The following is a 22247-nucleotide window of genomic DNA, read 5'->3' as shown; positions in this document are numbered from 1 at the left end:
ACGCATGGCACCCTGACCGGATGGCAGCGGAAACGGAGCACACCACGGCAGCGGGCTGGATCTGGCGCGTCCATCTCCAGGCGTTCCTGGGCCTGGTGGCCCGGTACGTGGGCCACGACTTCGACGCCACCGACTGGCAGGCCGTGTCCGTCGGCCTCGAGTCCACCGACGACGACCTCCCCGATCGCTGGTTCGCCTACCCGTTGGCCGGCACGCGTCACCGGGTGGACGTCCACCTCGCCAACGCCGTCGGGGGTGACGAGGTCTCCGTCCGCGTCCTGGGCTCGACGGACCGAGAACTGGTGCTGCGCGTGGACACGTTGATGGCCGCGTACGCCGCCGCTCCGCCCTGCCGGCCCACCTGACGCCGCCAGGACGGCCGGGGTTCAGGGAGTGGCGATGACCAGGAGGGTGCGGGCGGGGGCCGGGGTGGCGAGGCGGCAGCGGTGGGGGACGTCGCCGCGGTGGTGGGCGCTCTGGCCGGCTTTGAGGGTGAGGGGTGGCTGGCCCTCGACCTCGAGGACGATCTCGCCCTCCAGGACGTAGAGGAAGTCCTCGCCGGGGTGTTCGAACCAGCCGCGTTCGCCGAGACCGGGTTCGAAGTGGTGCTCGTAGGCCTCCATCAGGGTGCTGCTGCCGCCGGGGATGAGGACGCGGGCGATCTGGCCGGCGGCCTCGCTGACGCGGATGACCTGGGGGTCGCTCTCGTGGCTGACGGTGCCGGGGCGCTCCGGCGGGCGGAGGAAGGCGCCCGGGGGGACGTCCAGGGCCTCGGCGATGCGGTAGATCGAGGTGAGGCTCGGGGTGGTGAGGCCGCGCTCGAGTTGGCTCAGGAAGGGCTGGGAGAGTCCGGAGCGGGCGGCGAGCACGGCCATGGAGACGCCGCTCTCCTTGCGGCGGCTGCGGACCAGCCGGCCGACGGCGAGCGCCTCGGGTGCGGGTTCGGGTCGGGACACGCTGGTGAACGTACCCCATCGGTTCCTGACGGTCCGTCGGCCCGGAGAGGTTTCGCACGGCCGCAACACGGCGTTGATAAGTGACGTCAATTATTGACCTCACTTATATCGGCCCCGGCGGACGACGCCGTGGCTCCCCGAGGAGACGTCCGCGTGCACCCCACCGCATCACCGCCGCTCGCCCGGCTCGCGCCGCCCCTGCTGGCCGCGCTCGCCGTGCTGGCCGGCTGGACCGCCCTGGCCGGCTCCGGCGCCCTGGCGCCCGGCCTGCTGCCGACCCCCGCCGCCACCTGGCGGGCGCTTGAGGAGAGCGCCCGCACCGGCACGCTGTGGAGCGACCTCGCCGCCAGCCTCGGCCGGGCCGGACAGGGCTTCGCCCTCGGCGCGGCAGCGGGCTGCGCGCTCGGCTTCGCCACCGGCTACCTGCCCCGGCTGTCCGCCGCCGTGACGCCGCTGGTCTCCTTCCTGCGCCCGATCCCGGCGATCGCGCTGGTGCCGCTGGCCACCGCCTGGTTCGGCATCGGCGAGACGGCCAAGCGCCTGCTGATCGCCTACGCCGTCCTGCTGGCCGTCTGGCTCTACGTCCACGACGGCGTCTCCCGGGTGCCCGCCGCCCACCTGCGCGCGGCCCGTTCGCTCGGCGCGCCGCTGCACCGCCGCTTCGCCGAGGTGCTGCTCCCGGCCGCCGCCCCGGCCCTGCTGGCCGCCCTGCGCTACGGCGCCTCGGTCGCCCTGCTCGCCCTGGTGGCCGCCGAACTGGGCGGCGCCCAGGCGGGGTTGGCGTACCGGTTGCAGGTCGACGGGCAGTTCCTGCGCACCGACCGGATGTTCGCCGGGCTGCTGGTGCTGGGCCTGCTCGGCGTCACCGTCGACCTGCTGCTGGCCGCGCTGGGCCGCCGCGTCGTGCACTGGAGCGCGGCATGAGCCAGTCCATCCGCCTCGACGCGCTGACCGTCGGATACGGATCCCGCCGCCGCCCCACGACCGTCCTCGACGCGACCGAACTCACCCTCCCCGCAGGCTCGTTCACCGCCCTGCTCGGCCCGAGCGGCTGCGGAAAGTCGACCGTGCTGAACGCCGTCGCGGGCTTCGTCCGCCCCACCGCCGGCCGGGTGCTGGTGGGCGGCGAGCCGGTCACCGCCCCCGGCGCGGACCGCGGCGTGGTCTTCCAGCACTACGCGCTCTTCCCCTGGCTCACCGCCCGGGGCAACGTCGAGTTCGCCCTCAAGCGGCTCGGCCTGCCGCGCGCCGAACGCAGGCGCCGCGCCCTCGAAGCCCTGGCCGAGGTCGAGCTGGCCGACGGTGCGGAGAAGTACCCCGCCCAGCTCTCCGGCGGGATGCAGCAGCGCGTCGCGCTGGCCCGGGCGATCGCCGCCGAACCCCAAGTCCTGCTGCTGGACGAGCCGTTCGGCGCGCTCGACGCGCTGACCCGGGCCCGGATGCAGGAGCTGCTCATCCGGCTCTGGCACCGCACCGGCCTGACGGTCCTGTTCGTCACCCACGACATCGACGAGGCGCTGGCCCTCGCCGAGCGGGTCGTGGTGCTGGGCGGCCGGCCCGGCCGGGTGGTCGCCGACCACACCGACCCGTCCGCTCCGGGGCTGCGCGAGCTGATCTCGCGGCAGCTCGGCCATGGCCACGAAGCCTGAACCCCCCTCCCCCGTAAGGAAGTCCACCGTGCTCCGCAGACCCCGTACGCTCGCCGCCGCCCTGCTCACCGTCCTGTTCACCGCCACCGCGTGCGCGGGGACGGAGCAGCCGACCGCCACCCCCGCCGTCACCATCGCCGGCAGCGACTACCTGGGCGGCGCCCCGGTCTACCTGGCGCAGGACCGCGAGCTCTGGCCGGCCGAGGGCGTCCGGGCCACCCTCCAGTCCTTCCCCACCGGCCGCGACGCGCTCAACGCCGTCCTCGGCGGCCAGGCCCAGCTCGGCGTGGTCGGCGACCTGCCCGCCGTCACCGCCGCGCTCTCCGGGCGCGACCTGCGCGTGGTCGCCGACCTGTCGCGCTTCGCCGACTGGCGGCTGCTCACCCGCACCGACCACGGCATCACCGGCTTCGACCGGCTCAAGGGCCGCAAGATCGGACTGCCGCAGGGCACCAACGTCGAGTACGCGCTCTCCCGGATGCTCGCCTCCGCCGGCCTGACCCCGGCCGACGTCCAGGTGGTCAACCTCGCGCCCAACCAGCTGCCCGCCGCCCTGGCCCGGGGCGACGTGGACGCCGGGCTGACCTTCCCCAGCTCCTACGGCGCCGTCCGCACCGCCCTCGGCGAGCGCTACGCCGAGCTGCGCTTCACCGGCTACACCGCCCGCACCCTGCTGGTGGCCGGCCCCGCCGCCACCGACGACGCCCGCACCACCGCCGTCCTGCGCACCCTGCTGAAGGCCCAGGGCGAACTCACCGCCGACCCGGCCGGTGCCCGCCGCGCCGTGCTGGCCCAGTCCAACGGCACCCTGCGGAGCGGGTACGTGGAGGCCTTCCAGCCCGCCTACGAGTACCGGCCGACCCTCTCCGCCGAGCTGCTCCAGCAGCTCCAGGACGAGGCCGCCTGGGCCAAGGCCGCCCAGGGCCTGCCCGGCTCCGCCGACCGCGCCGCGCTGCTGGCCCGGCTGCACACCGCCCCGCTCGCCGCGGCCGACCCGGCCGCCGTCACCGTCCGCTGAACACCGTCGAACTCCCGTCCAGGAGAAGGAACATGACCGTCGACCAGAACACCCTCCGCCGCCGCGGCCTCGGCCTGCGCGCCCACGACCCCGAGCGCAGCTGGGGCGGCTACACCCTCTACACCCCGATCGCCGGCCCCGGCGAGGTGAAGCTCCTCGACATCCACGGCGAGGCCGTCCACACCTGGACGCTGGCCCACCCGCCCGGCCGCCACGGCCAGTTGCTCCCCAACGGGAACCTCTTCTACCAGGGCAAGGACACCGAGGGCCCCAGCCTCTTCCCGATCTGGGACGTCTACCACGGCGGCATCCTCCAGGAGGTCGCCCCCGACGGCACCGTGCTGCGCGAGGTCCGCCACCCCTTCCACCACCACGACGCCTCGGTGCTGCGCAACGGCAACCTTCTGGTGCTCGGCGTCGAGCCGCTGTCCACTTCCGACGCGGCCCGCATCCGCGGCGGCATCCCCGGCTCGGAGGCGCCGGGCGGGGTGATCTACGGCGACGTGGTGTACGAGCTGACCTGGGACGGCGAGGTGCTCTGGCGGTGGGCCGCGATCGAGCACCTGGACCCCGAACTCACGCCGCTCAACCCGCACTTCGCCCGCGAGCACTGGCCGATGGCCAACACCGTCAACGAACTCCGGGACGGCGGCGTGGTGGTGGGCTTCCGCAGCGCCTCCACCGCCGTCGCGGTGGACCGCGCGGACGGCTCGGTGCGCTGGCGGATCGGCCCGGAGGTGCTGGCCCAGCAGCACTACCCGCACGAGCTGGCCAACGGCAACGTGCTGGTATTCGACAACGGCACCTACCGCGACACCACCTCGGTGCCGTACTCCCGGGTGGTGGAGGTCGACCCCGCCGACGGCCGGACGGTCTGGAGCTACGAGGACAACCCGCCGCAGAACTTCTACAGCCCCTACATGTCCAGCGCCCAGCGGCTGCCCAACGGCAACACCTTCGTGGCCGAGGGCTCCTTCGGCCGGCTCTTCGAGGTGACCCCGGACGGCGACGTGGTCTGGGAGTTCGTGGTGCCCGAGTTCGGGGCCTTCGGACGGGGCGTCGGGCTGGAGTCCTCCCGGGGTGCGCAGAACGCGGTGTTCCGCGCCTACCGGTACTCGGCGGAGCAGGTCCCCTGGCTCTGAGCGCTCCGCACGGACACGTATGATTCTCGCTTGCCCTGGTTGGGGCGCTCGCCCGGTCCACCCACGGACAGACCCCCCAGGGAGAAGTGAGGAATGCCAGTGATCTGCGTCGGAGGCATGATCGGCATCGGCAAGACCAGCGTCGCCGAGCTGCTCGCCAAGGAGCTCGGCAGCGAGGTCTTCTACGAGAGCGTGGACGAGAACCCGATCCTGCCGCTCTTCTACACGGCGAGCCCCGAGGAGATCCAGGCCAACCGGTACCCCTTCCTGCTGCAGCTGTACTTCCTGCAGACGCGCTTCGCCGCGATCAAGGAGGCGTACAAGCAGGGCGACAACGTCCTGGACCGCTCGATCTACGAGGACTGGTACTTCGCCAAGGTCAACCACGACCTGGGCCGGATCAGCTCGCTGGAGATGCAGGTCTACGAGGGCCTGCTCGCCGAGATGATGCGTGAGATCGACGGCCTTCCGTACCGCAAGGCGCCGGACCTGATGGTCTACCTGAAGGCGGACTTCGAGACGGTGCTGCACCGGATCGGGCTGCGCGGGCGGGACTTCGAGCAGGACGAGGGCCTGGTGGAGTACTACCGGACGCTCTGGTCCGGGTACGACGATTGGGTCAACAAGCACTACTCGGCGAGCGAGGTGCTGGTGATCGACATGAACGACACCGACGTGGTGCACATCCCCGAGGATGCCGCCCGCGTGGCGCAGCAGGTGAAGGACGCCCTCGCGGCGGTCCGTCAGCCGGTCTGACCCCCGCCTCGTCCCGCGTCCCGTCACCACCGGGCCCGGCCCGCTCCCCCGAGCCGGGCCGGGCCCGGTCGCTTTACTTGGCGGGCGCGGCGGCCTTCGTCCTGGCCTGGAGCGCGCCGAGGACCTTGGCCGGCTCGTCCAGGGCGGCGCCGACGTTCTTCTTGATGTCGGCCGAGACGCCGTCCCAGCCGGTGTCGCCCAGGGGGTAGAAGGCGGCCTGCGGGAGCAGGGCGAAGAAGGGCTCAAGGTCCTTGTGGGTGCCGCTGGTGGTCATCGCGTCGAGGGTGTCCTGGGTGACCGGCATCAGGTTGTAGAGCTCGTCGAACGCCAGGGTGTTCTCGGTGGCGTACACGAAGTCGAGGAACTGCTTGATCTGCTCCCGGTGGCCGTTCTTCCTGAACGCCATCGTCCAGTCGGCCACGCCCAGCGTGGACTTGAGCGCGCCGGAGCGCCCGGGGATCGGGGCGACGCCGTAGTCGACCTTGCCGTCGCGGGCCTGCTGGATCAGCGAGGGGTGGCCGTTGAGCATCGCGGTCCGGCCGGCCGCGAAGTCCGCGAAGGCGGTCTTGCGGTCGGTGGCGGCGGGCTTGGCGTAGGTCAGCCTGGGTGCCACCAGGTTGGACTTGAGCCAGCCGAAGGTCTCGATGTTGGCCTGGCTGTCGAGCGTGTAGCCGCCGGCGTCGGCGATGCCGCCGCCGTTGCCGAGCTCCCAGAGGGTGCTCTCGGCCTGGGCCTCCTCGGGGCCGAGCGGGAGGGCGTAGGGGACGACGCCCGGGACCTTCGCCTTGATCTGCTCGGCGGCCTTCCTGACGTCCTCCCAGCTCCTGGGGACCTCGGTGACGCCGGCCTTGGCGAGGAGCGCCTTGTTGTAGAAGAAGGCGCGGGCCGAGGAGACGAACGGGATGCCGTACTGGACGCCGTCGACCTCGCCGGCCTTGGCGAAGGTGGGGAGGATCTTGCCGAGCGTGCTGCCGGAGAGCACCTCGTCGGCCCGGTAGAGCAGCTTGTCGGCGACCTTGTCGGCGTAGCCCCCGGTCTGCACGACGTCGGGCTGCTCCCCGTCGCGGATCATGGTCTTGACCCGCTCGTCGATGTCGTTCCAGCTGACCACCTGGACGTGGACCTTGATCTTCGGGTGGTCGGCCTCGAAGCGCCGGGCGAGGTCGCCCCAGTAGACCTCGGAGCTGTTGGCCGCCTTGTCGCCGTAGTCGGCGGCGACCAGTTCGAGGGTGACCGTCCCGCCCGGGGTGGTGGCGCCTCCGCTGCCGCAGGCGCTCAGGGCGAGCGCGCCGACGGTGCCGCAGGCCAGCAGGGTCAGGAGTCTGCCGTTCACAGCGGGACGGCCTCGCCCTCGGGGGCGGTGGTGACGGTGGTCAGCAGCGCGGTGACCACCTCGGTGACGGCGCGCCGGCCGGCCGCCAGGTAGCCGCGCGGGTCGACGGCCTGCGGGGCGGCGTCGAGTGCGGCACGCACCGCGCCGGTCATCGCGATGTTGAGCGCGGTGCCGATGTTGACCTTGCTGATGCCGCCCCGGACGGCGCGCCGGATCTCCACGTCGCTGACGCCGGAGGAGCCGTGCAGGACCAGCGGGACGTCCAGCGACAGGCGTATCCGGTGCAGCAGTTGATGGTCGATCAGGGCGTCGCGCGAGGTCATGGCGTGCGAGCTGCCGATGGCGACGGCGAGGGCGTCGACGCCGGTCTCCTCGACGTAGCGCCGGGCCTCGGCGGGGTCGGTGCGGGCACCGGGGGCGTGGGCGTCGAGCGGGCCGTGGCCGTCCTTGCCGCCGACCTCGCCGAGCTCGGCCTCCAGCCAGAGGCCGTTGGCGTGCGCCCAGTCGGCGGCCTCCCGGGTGGCCTCGACGTTGCGCTCGTAGGACAGGTGCGCGGCGTCGTACATGACGGAGCCGAAGCCGCAGTCGGCGGCCTGCAGGAGCAGGGCCCGGTCCTTGACGTGGTCCAGGTGCAGGGCGACCGGGACGGAGCTGCGGCGGGCGGCGCTGACGGCGGCCGCCGCCAGCGGGTGCAGCTGTCCGCCGTGGTACTTCACGGCGTTCTCGCTGACCTGGAGGATCACCGGGGCGCCGACCGTCTCGGCGGCGGCGATCACGCCCTGGAGGTGTTCGAGGGTGATGACGTTGAACGCCGCGACGGCGCTGCGGTGGGCGGCGGCTTCGGCGACGAGTTCGCCGGAGGCGGCGAGCGGCATGGCGGGCCTTTCGTGGGCGTACGGGCAACCGATCATGATCATTTGCATGAACGTGATTACGGTGGGGCTCATTTAAGCAGTTTCGCGCACACATGCCCATGGCTTGGCAGATCGCGATCCCGTCACGGAGGCCCTACCTCTTGACTGAACACGGCCGCACTGCCACGGTTTGCGCAAAACTGCGCTTGATTGCCACGTATCGCGCAGTTTTGATCACCCCCACACCACGCAGTGACGAGGAGTCACCATGAAGCGTCGTGATCTGCTCCGGGCGGGCGCGCTGGCGTCCGGATTCGCCCTGCTCCCGGTGAGCGTGCGCAACGCGCTCGCCCTGGAGGCCCCCACCGGCGGGCTCGGAGCCATCGAGCACGTCGTGATCCTGATGCAGGAGAACCGTTCGTTCGACCACTACTACGGCACCCTGCGCGGGGTCCGGGGCTTCAACGACCCGGCGGCCGTCACGCTGCCGAACGGGAACCCGGTCTTCAAGCAGCCGAACGGCGCCGGATCGGTCCTGCCGTTCCGGGTCGGCGACCAGTTCCTCTCCGGCACCGCCCACGACTGGACCTCGGGCCACGCCGCGTGGAACAACGGCCGCAGCGACCAGTGGGTGGCGAAGAAGGGCACCCAGACCATGGCCCACTTCGACCGGGCCGCGCTGCCCTTCTACCACGCGCTCGCCGACGCCTTCACGATCTGCGACGCCTACCACTGCTCGGAGCTCGGCCCCACCAACCCCAACCGGCTCTTCATGTGGTCCGGCAAGCTCGGCTACGAGCCCGGCAGCACCACCACGCGCGCGATCGGCAACGCGGCCTGGCAGAACCCCGGCCACACCGGCTACACCTGGACCAGCTACGCCGAGCGCCTGGAGGCGGCCGGCCGCAGCTGGAAGACCTACCAGGAGTGGGACAACTACGGCGACAACAGCCTCGACTACTTCACCAGCTTCCTGAGCGTCGGCCGCAAGGCCGTCGCCTTCGCCCGCGACGACGCCGGCAAGCCCTTCCCCAACGTGGAGTACTTCCACTACGCGCTCCAGGCCGCCGCCCCGGCCCGGCAGAGCCAGCTGCTGGCCCAGCTCGACCAGGGCCTGACCACCCTCACCGCGGCCGAGCGCAGCCTGTACGACCGGGGCCTGGCCCGCCTGAGGCCCGGTCAGCTGGCCGCCGCCTTCCGCGCCGACGTCGCGGCCGGGAAGCTCCCGGCGGTGTCCTGGATCGTCGCCCCGGAGAACCAGTCCGAGCACCCGGACTGGGGCCCGAACACCGGGGCCGAGCTGGTGAAGCAGATCCTGGACGCCATCGCCTCCGAGCCGACGGTGTGGAACAAGACCCTGTTCCTGCTCAACTACGACGAGAACGACGGCTACTTCGACCACGTGCCGCCGCCCGCCCCGCCGGTCTCGGCCAACGACGGGCTGTCCACCGCCGCGCTCGGCGACGAGCTCTACGGGAGCGAGGTGATCGGCCTCGGCGTCCGCGTCCCGCTGCTGGTGGTCTCCCCGTGGAGCCGGGGCGGCAAGGTCTGCTCCGAGGTCTTCGACCACACCTCGGTCCTGCGGTTCCTGGAGAGGTGGACCGGCATCGCCGAGCCGAACATCTCGCCCTGGCGCCGGGCCGTCTGCGGGGACCTCACCTCGGCCCTGGACACCACCCAGGCCACCGCGAGCTACCCGAACCTGCCCACCCCGGTGCCCACCGGCGGCCCGCGCTCCACCAACCCCGCCCCGCCCGGCACCCAGGTGATGCCGGGTCAGGAGCCGGGCGTGCGCACCGCCCGGCCGCTGCCGTACGACCTCACCGTCTCGGCGAGCGCCACCGCCGCCTCGCTCGGGATCACCTTCACCAACAACGGCACGGCCGGCGCCCACTTCTACGTGCACGCAGGCGCCTTCCGGACCGACGGCCCGTGGCGCTACACGGTCGAGGCGGGCAAGTCGCTCAGCGACACCTGGCAGGCGGGCACCCCCACCGGCGCCTACGACCTCACCGTCACCGGCCCCAACGGCTACGTCCGCCGCTTCGCGGGCAACCGGGTGACCGCCACCACCTCCGGCAACGCCAACCCCGAGGTCACCCTGCGGCACGACCCGGCCGCCGGCCTGGTCTGGCTGCGGATGGCCAACTCCGGTTCCGCCGCCTGCACCCTCACCGTCCGCACCGGCAACCGCGGCGGCGGCCCGTGGACGTACCAACTCGCGGCGGGCGCGAGCACCGAGGACTACTTCTCGGCCGGCGGCACCCTGGCCGGCTGGTACGACCTGACGGTGACCGCGTCCACCACCGACGGATTCCTCCGGCGCTTCGCCGGCCACCTGGAGAACGGCGCCGAGAGCATCAGCGACCCCACCATGGGCTCCGCCCAACTCCCTTGCACCGTCAAGTACTTCGACAGCCAGGAGCTCACCGGCGAGAACGGCGCCGCGGTCAACGCCGTGGACGGCAACCCCGCCACCCTCTGGCACACCCGCTGGTCCGGCACCACGGACCCGCTGCCGCACGAGATCCAGCTCGACCTCGGCACCAGCCGCACCGTCACCGGCCTGCTCTACCTGCCCCGGCAGGACGGCGGCGCCAACGGCCGGATCGGCTCGTACGAGCTGCAGTTGAGCACCGACGGCACCACCTGGGGCACCCCCGTCGCGAGCGGGACCCTGGCCGACACCGCCGCCGCCAAGACCATCCGCTGCTGGCCCACCACCGCCCGCTACCTGCGCCTCCGGGCCCTGACCGAGGCCGGCAACCGCGGCCCGTGGACCAGCGCCGCCGGCCTCGCCCCGCTCGGCTGGTAGTGGCGGTTCTGCGCAATAGTGATTGAAACTGTGCACCTCTAAGCACGTTCGCACTCTTGACTGCACTTTTGGCGAATGATGTCATGCCGTGCGCAGCCCGCGATCCGGGCTGCGCCCATCCCCCCGTGAAGGACGTCGCATGCGCCTGAGCACAGCACGCTGGTTGGAACGATGGGGCAGGAAGCGGCCGTTGGCCGCCGGGTTGGCCGCCGCGATGCTGGGAGCCGTGCTCTCGGTGGCCGGGCCGGTCTCCTCGGCGGCGGCCGTGACCGCCGGAAACGCCACCGGAGTCACCCAGTCCGGGAACACCTACACCGTCAGTTCGTCGACCGGCGCCAAGGCCCGGGTGGTGATCGCCCGCGCCGACATCTTCCGGATCTGGCTCTCCCCCAACGGTGCCTTCACCGAGGACCCGGCCGGCACCGACCTGGCCGTGAAGACCGACTTCGGCCCGGTGACCAGCAGTTGGACCGACGCCGGGAGCTACTTCCGGATCTCCACCGCCTCCATGACCATCCGGGTCAACAAGTCCCCGATGCAGTTCGCCCTCTACCGGGCGGACAACACCACCCTGGTCTGGCAGGAGTCCCAGCCCACCAGCTGGACCGGCACCCAGACCACCCAGTACCTCGCCCAGGGCGCCGACGAGCAGTTCTACGGCACCGGTCTGCGCCTCGGCGAGTGGGCGCTGCGCGGCAAGACCGTGCCGATCTCGGTCAACAACAAGTGGCGCGAGAACGACAACGCCAGCCCGGCGCCGTTCTACATGTCGACCAACGGCTACGGCGTCATGCGCAACACCTGGGCGCCCGGCAACTACGCCTTCACCGCGCCGGGTTCGTTCACCCACGACGAGAAGCGCTTCGACGCCTGGTACGTGGTCGGCGACTCGCTGAAGGGCGTGCTCAACAACTACACCGACCTGTCCGGCAAGCCGTTCCTGGCGCCGATGTGGGGCTTCGAACTCGGCAACGCCGACTGCTTCAACGCCTCCAACCCGGACTACCAGGGCGACCACAACCGGGCCCGCCACCAGACCACCCCCGACGTGGTGGGCTACGCGACCGACGCCCGCAACGCCGACATGCCCTCGGGCTGGTTCCTGCCCAACGACGGCTACGGGTGCGGCTACACGGACCTGAAGAACACCGTCGACGGCCTGAAGGCCAAGGGCTTCCAGACCGGTCTGTGGACCTCCACCGGCCTGTCCGGCATCGACAACGAGGTCGGCGTGGCCGGCAGCCGGGGCGTCAAGACCGACGTGGCCTGGATCGGCGGCGGCTACAAGTACGCCTTCGACGGTGTCAAGCAGGCCGTCAACGGCATCGAGAACAACTCGGACGCCCGTCGCTACGTCTGGACCGTGGACGGCTGGGCCGGCACCCAGCGCAACGCGGTCGTCTGGACCGGCGACACCTCGGGCACCTGGGACGCCATGCGCTGGCACGTCCCGGCCATCACCGGCGCGGGCCTGTCCGGCCTCAACTACGCCTCCGGCGACATCGACGGCATCTTCGGCGGCAGCCCGAAGACCTACGTCCGCGACCTGCAGTGGAAGGCCTTCACCCCGGCGTTCATGACCATGTCCGGCTGGGGCCCGGTCAACCCGACCGCCGGGTACTCGGACAAGCAGCCGTGGCGCTTCGCCGAGCCGTACCTGTCGATCAACCGCAAGTACCTGCAGCTGAAGATGCAGCTGATGCCGTACCTCTACACCGCGAGCCAGACCGCCTCGCAGACCGGCGTGCCCTCCACCCGCGCCATGGTGCTGGAGTACCCGAACGACCCGGTCGCCCGCGGCAACCTGACCAGCGGTCAGTTCATGGCCGGTGACTCCTTCCTGGTCGCCCCCGTGGTCACCGACACCGCCACCCGGGACGGGATCTACCTCCCGGCCGGCACCTGGACCGACTACTGGACCGGCAAGGCCTACAACGGCCCGGGCTGGCTGAACGGGTACTCCGCCCCGCTGGACACCCTGCCGCTGTTCGTCAAGGGCGGTGGCATCGTGCCGATGTGGCCGAAGATGAACTACACCGGGGAGAAGCCGGTCGACACCCTGACCTACGACGTCTACCCGCGCGGCAACTCCGCCTTCACCCTCTACGAGGACGACGGCATCACCCGGGCCTACCAGAGCGGCGCCTCGGCCACCCAGGCGGTCACCGTCACCGCGCCCGCCTCGGGCACCGGCAACGTCACCGTCAACGTGGGTGCCAGCAACGGGAGTTACACCGGCAAGCCGGCCTCCCGCGGCTACCAGTTCTCGCTGCACGCCGCCGCGGCGCCGAGCAGCGTCTCGGTCGACGGCACCGCGCTGACCGCCCAGGCCTCGAAGAGCGCCTACGACGCCGCCGCCAGCGGCTGGTACTTCGACGCCACCGACCGCTCCGGCGTGCTCTGGGTGAAGACCGGCAGCAAGTCCGGTGCCTTCACCGTGACCGCCAACGGCCTTGCCGTGACGCCCGGTTCGGCCATCCCGTCCAGCTCCGCCCCGATCTCCCAGGCGGGGTGGACCCTGGTCGGCGCCGACAGCCAGGAGACCTCGGGCGAGAACGGCGCGGCCACCAACGCCTTCGACGGCAACACCGGCACCATCTGGCACACCAAGTGGTCCGGCACCGCCGACCCGCTGCCGCACGAGATCAGGATCGACCTCGGCGCGCGGTACGACGTCGACAGCGTCACCTACCTGCCCCGGCAGGACGGCGGCGTCAACGGCCGGATCGGGAACTACGAGCTCTACGTCTCGGACTCCCCGACCAGTTGGGGCACGGCGGTCGCCACCGGCACCTTCGCCGACACCGCCGCCGCGAAGGCCGTCACCTTCGCCCCGGTCACCGGCCGGTACCTGCGGCTGCGGGCGCTGACCGAGGCCGGCGGCCGCGGGCCGTGGACCAGCGCGGCGGAGATCACCGCCACGGGGAAGGCCACGCCGCTGCCCAGCAACGTCGAACTGGTCAACGGCGCGTCCTCCACCTGCGTGGACCTGCCGGGCAGTGCCACCACCCCCGGCACCCAGCCGACCCTCTACAGCTGCCACGGCGGCCCCAACCAGCGCTGGACCTTCCAGCCGAACGGCACCCTCACCGGCCTCAACGGCGTCTGCCTGGACGGCGGTTCGACCACCGTCGCCGTCCAGACCTGCGCCACCGGCGCGGCCGCCCAGCAGTGGAAGCCCGGCAGCGGGAACACCGTCACCAACGGCACCCGCTGCCTGACCACCGCCGGGGCGGCCACCGCCAACGGCACCAAGCTCCAACTCGCCACCTGCGACGGGAGCGCGGCCCAGCGGTGGACCCCCACCCCGTGACGCCGCACTGAACCCGACGCACCGACACCGGCCGGGCGGCCGCACCCCTTCCCCGGGTGCGGCCGTCCGGCCGGCCCGCACGCTCCTTCCCCCTCTTCCCCCAGGGAGTTCGGAATGAAGCCGAGCACCATCCTGGGCCGCGCCCTCGCCGCCGCCCTGCTCACCACCGCCCTCTCCCCCGTCGCCGTGTCGGCGGCGGCCGAACCCGTCAACCCCGCACCCGGCGTGGTCCCCGCCCTCCAGCAGTGGACCGGCGGCACCGGCCGGACCACCCTCACCGCCGCCACCCGGATCGTGGTCCCCGCCGGGGCCTCCCCCGCCGTCCAGTCGCTCGCCGCACAACTCTCGGCCGAGTCGGCGGAGTTGACCGGCCTCCGGCCCGCCGTGGCGACCGGCACCCCGGCCGCCGGGGACATCGCCCTGTCCGTCGACCCGGCGGCCGACTTCGGCACGGCCAAAGCCGAACTGCGCCCGGAGGCCTACCGGTTGAGCGCCGGTGCCGCCGTGAGCATCGTCGGCGGCGGTGACAAGGGCCTCTACTACGGGACCCGGACCCTGTTGCAGGCGATCCTCGGCTCCGCCGACAAGGCCAGCCTGCCGGTCGGCACCGCCGTCGACTACCCCGACTACGCGGTGCGCGGCTTCATGCTGGACGTCGGACGCCGGTACTACACCCCGGAGTTCATCAACTCCTACCTGCACTGGATGGGCTGGCTGAAGCTCAACACCCTTCAGCTGCACCTCAACGACAACGAGATCAGCCCGCCGAACGGCGACTGGTCCCAGGCCATCTCGGCCTTCCGCCTCAAGAGCACCAACCCCGCCTTCGCCGGCCTGGCCGACGCCCAGGGCTACACCCGCCAGGACTGGGACGGCTTCGAGTCCACCGCTGCCGCCAACGCCGTCACCCTGGTCCCCGAGATCGACGCCCCGGCCCACGCCCGCGCCTTCATCAAGTTCCGGCCGGGCCTCGGCCTCAACGGCGGCAACTCCGACCACCTCGACCTGTCCAAGCCCGCCACCACCGACTTCATGAAGAGCGTCTACGCCGAGTTCGCCCCGTGGTTCCGCGGCCCCGCCGTCCACATCGGCATCGACGAGTACCCGCGCGAGCTGACGGCCCAGTACAAGACCTACGTCAACGCCATCGCCCCGTACGTCCGTTCGCTCGGCAAGCAGGTCAACGCCTGGGGCAGCTTCACCGTGATGGGCGGCAGCGGAGCCGGCTACGACAAGGGCATGGCCGTCAACAGCTGGAACAACGGCTGGTACGGCCCCAAGGCGGCCATCGCCGACGGCTACAAGGTCATCAACTCCAACGACGGCCTGCTCTACGTCGTGCCGTTCGCCGACTACTACCACCCGCAGGGCCTCGACGGGCAGTCCATCTTCAGCAGTTGGGCCCCGAACGTCTTCGGCGGCGGCCAGGACCTGCCGGCCCAGGACCCGAACCTGCTCGGCGCCATGCCCGCCGTCTGGAACGACAAGGTCCGGCTGAGCTACACCGAACTCCAGACCCACACCCTGATCGAGAAGAGCTTCGCCGCCCTCGCCCAGAAGATGTGGTCCCCCGCTGCCGGGGGCAGCGACTACACCGCCTTCCTCACCAAGGTCGCCACCGTCGGCCAGGGCCCCGGCACCGCCTACCTCCCCGACACCGTCACCAGGCCCACCGGCACCCCGGGCGACCTGGCCTTCCAACGGCCCGTCACCGCGTCCTCGACGGAGACCACCGCCTTCCCGGCCTCCTATGCCGTCGACGGCAACGCCACCACCCGCTGGGCCAGCCAGTACAGCGACAGCCAGTGGATCCAGGTCGACCTCGGCTCGCCCCAGCGGATCGGCTCCGTCCGGCTCGCCTGGGAGGCCGCCTACGGCAAGGACTACGACCTCCAGACCTCCACCGACGGCACCACCTGGACGACCGTCGCCCAACGCCGCGGCCGCACCACCGCCGGCACCGACACCCTCACCTTCACCCCCACCGCCGCCCGCTACCTGCGTCTCCAGGGCATCACCCGCGGCACCACCTACGGCTACTCCCTCTACTCCCTGGAGGTGTCGGCCTGACAGGATGGCCCGGGGCGGCGGGAGGGCCGCCGGCGACGACAGCAGAGGAACCGAGCACGACATGACCACCGAAGCACCCAAGCCCCTGCTGCTGCCCGACGGCCGCCCCGCCGCCCACGCCTGGACCCTGGACCCGACGCTCCGTCACCTCAACCACGGCTCCTTCGGCGCCGTCCCGCTCGCCGCGCAGCAGGAGCAGCAGCGGCTGCGCGAGGAGATGGAGCGGGCCCCGGTGGTGTGGTTCCCCGCGCTGCCGGGGCGGGTCGCGGCGGCCCGTGCGGAGGTCGCCGGCTTCCTGCGGGTCCCGGCGCGCGACCTGGCCCTGGTGCCGAACGCGAGCGCCGGGGCCAGCGTCGTCTACGGCAGCCTCCCGCACCGGGCGGGCGGCGAGGTGCTGGTCACCGACCACGGGTACGGGGCGGTGACCATGGGTGCCGAGCGCCTGGCCCGCCGCTGGGGCGGGCGGGTGCGCACGGCGCACGTCCCGCTGGAGGCCACCGCCGAAGAGGCCGCCGCCGCCGTGCTCGACGCGGTCACCGACCGCACCGCGCTCCTCGTCCTCGACCACATCACCTCCGCCACCGCCCGGCGCCTGCCGGTGGACCTGATCGGCACGGCCGCCCGGGCGGCGGGCATCCCGCTGCTCGTCGACGGGGCGCACGTGCCGGGTCTGATCGAGGACCCGCTGGCCGGGCTGGAGTTCGACGCCTGGGTGGGCAACCTGCACAAGTTCGGGTGCGCCCCGCGCGGGGCCTCGGCCCTGGTGGTCCGCAGTGAACTCCGGGACGAGCTCTACCCGTTGGTCGACTCCTGGGGCGCGCAGGAGCCCTTCCCCGAACGCTTCGACACCCAGGGGACGCTGGACGCCACCAGCTACCTGGCCGCCCCGGCCGCCCTGGACTTCGTCGAACGGACCTGGGGCTGGGCCACCGTCCGCACCTACCTCTCCGACCTGGCCGACCACGCCGAGCACCTCATCGGCCGGGCCTTCGCCGAGCTGACCGGCGAGAGCGCCGCCGCCGAGGTCGGCATGCCGGTGAACGCCCTGCGGCTGGTCCGCCTCCCCGACGGCCTGGCCGGCACCCGCCTGGAGGCCGACGCCCTGCGCGACCGGGTCGCCGCCGAACTCGGCGTCGAGGCCGCCTTCACCAGCTTCGGCGGCACCGGCTACTTCCGGCTCTCCACCCACGCCTACAACACCGCGGCCGACTACGAGGACTTCGCCGAACGCTGCGTCCCCGTCCTCGCGGACTGGGCCCACCGGGCGCGGAACGCCCGCTAGAGGCGGACCGGCAGCGCCGTCAGGCCCCGGAACAGCCGGGAGTGACGCCAGGTCAGCTGCTCCGCGGGTACGGCGAGCCGCAGGGCGGGGAAGCGCTCCAGCAGGACCCGCAGGGTGATCTCCACCTCGGCGTGGGCCAGCGGTGCGCCCAGGCAGCGGTGGGCGCCGTGGCCGAAGCTGAGGTGTGCGGCGGCGTCCGGCCGGGCGAGGTCCATCCGGTCGGGGTCGGCGAAGCGGGCCGGGTCGCGGTTGGCCGCGCCCGGGCAGACGAAGACCGGGGTACCGGCCGGGACGGGGGTCGCGTCCGCGCCGAGGGTGGTGGCGGCCGGGGCCCAGCGCCAGGTGGCGATGGAGACCGGGGCGTCGTAGCGCAGCAGTTCGTCGACGGCGGCGGGGATGCGGCCCGGGTCCGCGAGCAGCTCGGCCCAGGCCTCCGGGTGGCGCAGCAGCGCGAGCACGCCGTTGCCGATCGCGGCGGTGGTGGTCTCGTGGCCGGCCACCAGCAGCAGGACGGCGAGGGAGAGCAGCTCGTGCTCGTCCAGCGGGGCGTCCTCGCCGTCGCGGGCGGCGATCAGTTCGGAGATCAGCGCGCCGTCTGGGGCGGTGCGCTTGGCGGCGATCAGCTCGGCCATGTACGCGGACAGCGCGTGCGAGGCGGCGTCGATCCGGGTGTGGTCCCCGGTGACGAACAGCTCCGCCGACCAGACGCCGATCGCCGGCCGGTCCCGCTCCGGGACGCCGAGCAGCTCGCAGATGACGGTGACCGGCAGCGGGGCGGCCAGGCCCTCCACCAGGTCGACCTCCTGCCCCGGCTCCCAGTGGGCGGTCAGCTGCCGGGCCAGCGCCTCGATCGCGGGGCGGAGCCGGTGGACGGTGGCGGTGGTGAACGCGCGGGTGACCAGGCGGCGCAGGCGGGTGTGCTCGGGCGGGTCGGTGGTGAGCATGTTGCGCGCGACGGCGGGGTGCAGGGCGCGGTCGGAGTCCTTGTCCGCGAAGTACGCCCCGGTGTCCTTGGACAGGGCCGCACCGGCGAGCGCCTGCCGCGCCTCCTGATGCCCCGTCACCACGACCGCCCCGTCCGGCGCCCCCGCGAACGGGATCGGGAGGACCGGTGCCTTCGCGCGCAGCGCGGCGTAGTGCGGGTACCGGTCGCGGTAGAAGGCCGGGTCGTTCAGCACCATGCGTCCGTCCGTCCCCCTCGGCGTCCCGGGCAGCACCGATCGTATCCCCCCGGGTCCCCGCCGCGTTCGATCCGCCGACACCCCGGCGCGGCAGACCGCCCGGAAAACCCGGTGGCGACAGCTCTCCGGATCCTTATGATCACCGGATGATCGAAGGCACGTTGGTACGACTGCGGGCGCCGCGCGCCGAGGACGTGGACGCCCACGTTCGGTGGCGCAACGACCCGGAGGTGGTGCACTGGGCGACCGGGGGTGACCCGCACTTCGGGCCGATCACGCGGGAGTCCATGGAGCGCTTCCACGACGCCAGGCTCCGTCAGGACCCGCGCGTGGAGGCCACGTTCACGGTGGAGGACCTGGCCGCGGGGCGCGTGATCGGCAGCATCGGCTACCGCGACCTCGACCCGTTCGCGGGGCGGGCCACCGTGGGGATCCTCATCGGCGAGCGTGACCGCTGGGGCGGCGGGTACGGCTCCGAGGCTCTGAACCTGCTGCTGGGGCACCTGTTCGGGTCGTGCCGGCTGCGGCGGGTCGAGCTGGACACCTGGAGCGGCAACGAACGGGCCGTCCGGGCCTTCCGCAAGGCCGGCTTCGTCGAGGAGGGGCGGCGGCGCGAGAGCGTGCGGGTGGGCGAGCGGTGGTACGACAGCGTCCTCTTCGGGCTGCTCGACCACGAGTGGGCAGCGCACCGCGCCGCCTCGTAGCGGCCGCTCCCGGCCGGAGACCGCCCGAGGTCGCGGTCGGGCCGTCGCTCCTCGGACCGGCTCCCGGTGGCGGAAGCGTCGGGAACGGCCCGAGGAGCGAGGTGGCGGTGAGGCCGCGTCAGGCGGCGTCGATGCCGTGGGCGGCGATCAGGTGGGGCGCTGCCGTCGACCAGGCGGTAGGAGAGGCCGACCACGGCGAGGCGGCCGGCGGCGATGGCGTCGGCGAGGATGCGGGAGCGGTCGACCAGCAGGTCGACGGTCTGGCGGATGTGCTCGGCTATGAACTCGCCGTCCTCGGTGTGGCCGGCCGCGCGGGCGGTGAGCACGCTGGGGGTGACGCGCTCGATCACGTCGCGGACGAAGCCCGGGGCCCGGGTGCCCGCCTCGACGGCGGCGCGGGTCGCGGCCACGGCGCCGCAGGAGTCGTGGCCGAGCACGACCACCAGCGGGGCGCCGAGCACGGCCACGCCGTACTCGATGCTGCCCAGCACCTCGGGGCCGACCACCTGGCCGGGCCGTGCGGACCACGAAGAGGTCCCCGAGGCCGCGGTCGAAGATGATCTCGGCGGCGAGGCGGGAGTCGGCGCAGCCGAACATCACCGCGAAGGGGTTCTGCTCGGGGGCGGTCTCGGTGCGGCGGGCGGCGTCCTGGTTGGGGTGCTCGGGCTCGCCGGTGACGAACCGTTGGTTCCCGGACATCAGCATCGCGAAGGCGTCGGCGGGGGTGGTGGGGAGCGTGGTCGACATGACCGCAGCCTACGGCGCGGATCGGACGCGTGATCGAACGGGTCCGCCAGTCGGGCAGGATGACGGCGTGAACGGGCGTGGAGAGGGGCCTGGGGTGGCGCGGTACGCGTTGGTGGGGTGGGACCGGAGCGAGGTCTGGGGCACCTGCGAGGAGGTGACCGGACTGTCCGGGGAGGACCGGCGCGAGACGTACGAGCTCTTCGGCTGGGTCCCGGAGCAGGGCACGGCGGCGGGCTGGCTCGGCGACCGGGTCTGGCTGGTGCCGCAGGGCCCCGGCGTCCAGGACCCCGAGCACGACGACCCCTGGCTGCTGGAGGACGTGCTGAGCCTCGGCGGGCGCGCCGGGGCCCTGGCGGTCTCCGCCAGGGCCGCGTACCTGGCCCCGCCCGAGGACCACGAGGGCCCGGTCCGGCTCACCGACGGGCACCGGTGGCTCGGCTCCTGCGAGGGCTTCACCCGGATCGTCCCGGCCGAGGAACCGCGATCCCCCGTGGTGCTGCGGGGGCTGGCCCCGGGTGCAGGACTGCGGGCAGCCCTGGCGAAGGGGACCCGGCAGGCGCTCCACCTGGACGAGACGTACCTGGAGATCCGCGACGACCGCGGCGAACTGCTGACGGACCGTCTGATGTGGGCCACCGTCACCGCGTGGCATCCGTCCGCCGCCGGGCCGGGGCTCATCGACCTGGAGCTGGACGGCGGCGACTTCGAGCCGCTGCCCGAGCACGCCCGGCCGCTCCTGGAGCGCTGGTTCACCCGGCCCGCCGGCCACCCCCCGGCACCTGGGTCGGCCTCGGCCCCAGGGAACGGCAGGCCTGGCTCGACCTCGTCCGCGAGCGCGGCTGCCGGATCCACCACCAGCCCCGCCCACCCGGCCGGGCCTATGAGCTCGACGGCCGCCACATCACCGACGCGACCTCCCTGTACCTCGCCCTCGGCGAGGCGGTGAACGGCCCGGGCGGCTACTTCGGCGCCAACACGGCCGCCGTCGACGACTGCCTCTGCGGCTCCTTCGGGCACACTCCCCCGCCACCCTGACCTGGCACTCCTCCGCGACCGCCCGCGAGCACCTGGCGGCGGAGCTCGACTCGGACGGAACGCGGTACGACCTCTTCGCCGTGATCCTCGAGATCATGGCCAAGCACCGAGTGACCGTCACCCTCGCCTGAACGGACACCCCGTCGGACGAGGGTGAACTCGGGGCGTCGGCGGTCAGCGGCGGCGGTCGACAGGACGAGGAGGAACTGGCCGCCGCCCCGGTTCGACGGTGGTGGTCAGGGGGAGCTCGGGGGTGAGGGCGGGTGAGGCGGTCGGCCAGCCAGTCGGCGGCCTGCTGGGCGTCCTTGCGGGTGGGGCAGCGGCCGACCACTTCGCGGCCGCCCTTGCGTTCCAGCCGGGCGGTCACGGCGATCAGCGCGGCGGGTTCGGAGACGTAGAGGTGGTCGGGCCAGGCGATCTCCACCTTGACCGCGCCCTTGCGGGTGTTGCAGCCGCGGTGGGCGAGCCGTTCGGGGATCTTGGCCTTGCGGTCGGCGGTGGCGGCTGTCGACGCTCGGACCGCGGGGGTCGTTCACGGACATGTCGGGGTCGACCGGCTCGTCGCACACCAGCACCGCCAGCCGTCGCGCTCGGCCACGTCGTCAAGAAGAGTCACCCGGGTAAAGCTAGCCTGCCCCGAAGCCGTCCGGCCCACCGGGACCCGGCGCGATCACTCGTCCGTGGGCGCCGGCGCCCGGCGGTGACGGTCGGCTCGGGGACGGCGACGTAGGCCTCCTCCGTCGTCGTGCGCTGCGGTCCGACCGAGATCGAGCAGCTCGTCATGTCGCCCCCCGGGTGGGTCGGTGCGATCACCGTACCGGTCGCGTGCCCCGGTCAGCCGAGGCCGGCCAGGACTTCGCGGGCGGCGCGGGCGCCGGAGGCGAGGGCGCCCTGGACGGAGGCGGTGGCGGCGTGCGAGCGCCGAAGCCCTGCGGTTCGTGGTGGGAGGGGGAGGTGCCGGTGCGCGCGCCGGCACCCGCGGAGCCGGAGGCCGAGGGCGTGGCGGGGGCGTGCGCGCCTGACCGCCGCCGGGCAGGCCCGGTATGTGCGGCAGACCGCCGGTGCCGGCCGCCACCGCGACGCCGCCCAGCGCGGTGGCCGCGCAGGCGGTCAGCAGGGCCTTCGCGCTGAAGGCCCGCACGCGGACGGTGGTGCTCACGGTCGTTCTCCGGCGGTGGTCGCGGTGGACGGGTCGGAGCGCACCGCCCGGAAGGCCGCACAGCGCCGCCTGCTCGCCGGCTGTTCACCACCGCCGGCTTCGGGGGCAGCCGCGGAGGCGAGCAGCCCGGCCAGCTCCGCGTGGCCCGGCGGGGGCCGTGCGGTCGGCGAGGCGCTCCGGACCGGTCGCGCGGGGCGCCCGAGGCACCGGCGAGCAGCTGCTCGGCGGTGCGC

The 22247-nt window shown here is 73.0% G+C and carries 18 protein-coding genes and 2 pseudogenes; 13 read left to right on the top strand and 7 right to left on the bottom strand.

From position 1 onward, the window contains the following. Window positions 1-20 precede the first annotated feature (20 nt). Complete coding sequence (locus ABD946_RS10585) at window positions 21-365, top strand: hypothetical protein (RefSeq protein ID WP_345282312.1); 345 nt, start codon at window positions 21-23, stop codon at window positions 363-365. A gap of 21 nt (window positions 366-386) precedes the next feature. On the opposite strand, the gene ABD946_RS10580 is transcribed toward ABD946_RS10585, so the two are convergent. Beyond that, window positions 387-956: a helix-turn-helix domain-containing protein gene (locus tag ABD946_RS10580; protein WP_345282310.1), complete on the bottom strand. Its 570-nt coding sequence runs from the start codon at window positions 954-956 to the stop codon at window positions 387-389. A gap of 153 nt (window positions 957-1109) precedes the next feature. On the opposite strand from ABD946_RS10580, the gene ABD946_RS10575 reads away from it, so the two are divergent. The 5 genes from ABD946_RS10575 (at window position 1110) to ABD946_RS10555 (ending at window position 5521) form a co-directional block, all read left to right on the top strand. Further along, on the top strand, window positions 1110-1880 hold the full coding sequence (locus tag ABD946_RS10575) for an ABC transporter permease (RefSeq protein WP_345282308.1): 771 nt from the start codon (window positions 1110-1112) through the stop codon (window positions 1878-1880). After that, window positions 1877-2605: an ABC transporter ATP-binding protein gene (locus ABD946_RS10570; RefSeq protein WP_345282306.1), complete on the top strand. Its 729-nt coding sequence runs from the start codon at window positions 1877-1879 to the stop codon at window positions 2603-2605. Before ABD946_RS10575 ends, ABD946_RS10570 begins: the two co-directional genes overlap by 4 nt. Window positions 2606-2633: 28 nt before the next feature. After that, window positions 2634-3623 (top strand): ABC transporter substrate-binding protein, encoded by a 990-nt coding sequence (locus ABD946_RS10565; RefSeq protein WP_345282304.1) that lies wholly within the window; start codon window positions 2634-2636, stop codon window positions 3621-3623. A gap of 32 nt (window positions 3624-3655) precedes the next feature. Further along, window positions 3656-4765 carry an aryl-sulfate sulfotransferase gene (locus ABD946_RS10560; protein ID WP_345282302.1) on the top strand — a complete coding sequence of 370 codons (1110 nt, stop codon included), beginning with the start codon at window positions 3656-3658 and terminating at the stop codon, window positions 4763-4765. 93 nt (window positions 4766-4858) lie between these two features. Beyond that, complete coding sequence (locus tag ABD946_RS10555) at window positions 4859-5521, top strand: deoxynucleoside kinase (RefSeq protein ID WP_345282301.1); 663 nt, start codon at window positions 4859-4861, stop codon at window positions 5519-5521. A gap of 73 nt (window positions 5522-5594) precedes the next feature. On the opposite strand, the gene ABD946_RS10550 is transcribed toward ABD946_RS10555, so the two are convergent. Next, window positions 5595-6854, bottom strand: coding sequence for an extracellular solute-binding protein (locus tag ABD946_RS10550; RefSeq protein ID WP_345282299.1), 1260 nt, complete (start codon window positions 6852-6854; stop codon window positions 5595-5597). After that, window positions 6851-7729: a class II fructose-bisphosphate aldolase gene (locus tag ABD946_RS10545; protein ID WP_345282348.1), complete on the bottom strand. Its 879-nt coding sequence runs from the start codon at window positions 7727-7729 to the stop codon at window positions 6851-6853. The genes ABD946_RS10550 and ABD946_RS10545 overlap by 4 nt, the downstream gene beginning before the upstream one ends. Before the next feature lie 247 nt (window positions 7730-7976). Here ABD946_RS10545 and ABD946_RS10540 point away from each other — a divergent pair, with 247 nt between their 5' ends. From ABD946_RS10540 to ABD946_RS10525, 4 genes are all read left to right on the top strand, one after another. Then, window positions 7977-10523: a phosphocholine-specific phospholipase C gene (locus ABD946_RS10540; protein WP_345282297.1), complete on the top strand. Its 2547-nt coding sequence runs from the start codon at window positions 7977-7979 to the stop codon at window positions 10521-10523. Between the two features lie 190 nt (window positions 10524-10713). After that, window positions 10714-13836, top strand: coding sequence for a TIM-barrel domain-containing protein (locus tag ABD946_RS10535; RefSeq protein WP_345282296.1), 3123 nt, complete (start codon window positions 10714-10716; stop codon window positions 13834-13836). A 114-nt stretch (window positions 13837-13950) separates the two neighbouring features. Beyond that, window positions 13951-15906 carry a family 20 glycosylhydrolase gene (locus ABD946_RS10530; protein ID WP_345282294.1) on the top strand — a complete coding sequence of 652 codons (1956 nt, stop codon included), beginning with the start codon at window positions 13951-13953 and terminating at the stop codon, window positions 15904-15906. Window positions 15907-15967: 61 nt separating this feature from the next. Then, a complete protein-coding gene (locus ABD946_RS10525) occupies window positions 15968-17188 on the top strand; it encodes an aminotransferase class V-fold PLP-dependent enzyme (protein ID WP_345282292.1) in 1221 nt (406 codons plus the stop codon). Here ABD946_RS10525 and ABD946_RS10520 read toward each other — a convergent pair. Beyond that, window positions 17185-18369, bottom strand: coding sequence for a cytochrome P450 family protein (locus ABD946_RS10520; protein ID WP_345282290.1), 1185 nt, complete (start codon window positions 18367-18369; stop codon window positions 17185-17187). The two genes, ABD946_RS10525 and ABD946_RS10520, sit on opposite strands and share 4 nt — an antisense overlap. Before the next feature lie 146 nt (window positions 18370-18515). Here ABD946_RS10520 and ABD946_RS10515 point away from each other — a divergent pair, with 146 nt between their 5' ends. Next, the gene (locus ABD946_RS10515) at window positions 18516-19073 is read left to right on the top strand and encodes a GNAT family N-acetyltransferase (RefSeq protein WP_345282288.1); all 558 of its coding nucleotides are present in this window, start codon (window positions 18516-18518) and stop codon (window positions 19071-19073) included. Between the two features lie 118 nt (window positions 19074-19191). On the opposite strand, the pseudogene ABD946_RS10510 reads toward ABD946_RS10515, so the two are convergent. After that, window positions 19192-19820 (bottom strand): annotated as a pseudogene (locus ABD946_RS10510) (carbonic anhydrase). A 67-nt stretch (window positions 19821-19887) separates the two neighbouring features. Here ABD946_RS10510 and ABD946_RS10505 point away from each other — a divergent pair. Together ABD946_RS10505 and ABD946_RS42610 are read left to right on the top strand one after the other, a co-directional pair. After that, the gene (locus ABD946_RS10505) at window positions 19888-20766 is read left to right on the top strand and encodes a hypothetical protein (RefSeq protein ID WP_345282286.1); all 879 of its coding nucleotides are present in this window, start codon (window positions 19888-19890) and stop codon (window positions 20764-20766) included. After that, window positions 20721-20855: a barstar family protein gene (locus tag ABD946_RS42610; RefSeq protein WP_425558581.1), complete on the top strand. Its 135-nt coding sequence runs from the start codon at window positions 20721-20723 to the stop codon at window positions 20853-20855. Before ABD946_RS10505 ends, ABD946_RS42610 begins: the two co-directional genes overlap by 46 nt. Window positions 20856-21040: 185 nt before the next feature. On the opposite strand, the pseudogene ABD946_RS10500 reads toward ABD946_RS42610, so the two are convergent. Beyond that, window positions 21041-21471 (bottom strand): annotated as a pseudogene (locus tag ABD946_RS10500) (hypothetical protein); the annotation flags it as partial. Between the two features lie 539 nt (window positions 21472-22010). Beyond that, a partial coding sequence (locus ABD946_RS10495) for a hypothetical protein (protein ID WP_345282284.1) occupies window positions 22011-22247 on the bottom strand: 237 nt, incomplete at its 5' end.

The organism is Kitasatospora albolonga, from assembly GCF_039535905.1.
Taxonomy (GTDB): domain Bacteria; phylum Actinomycetota; class Actinomycetes; order Streptomycetales; family Streptomycetaceae; genus Kitasatospora; species Kitasatospora albolonga.
Note: the sequence above shows the minus strand (reverse complement) of the source record. Positions and strands in the feature narration are given on the sequence as shown.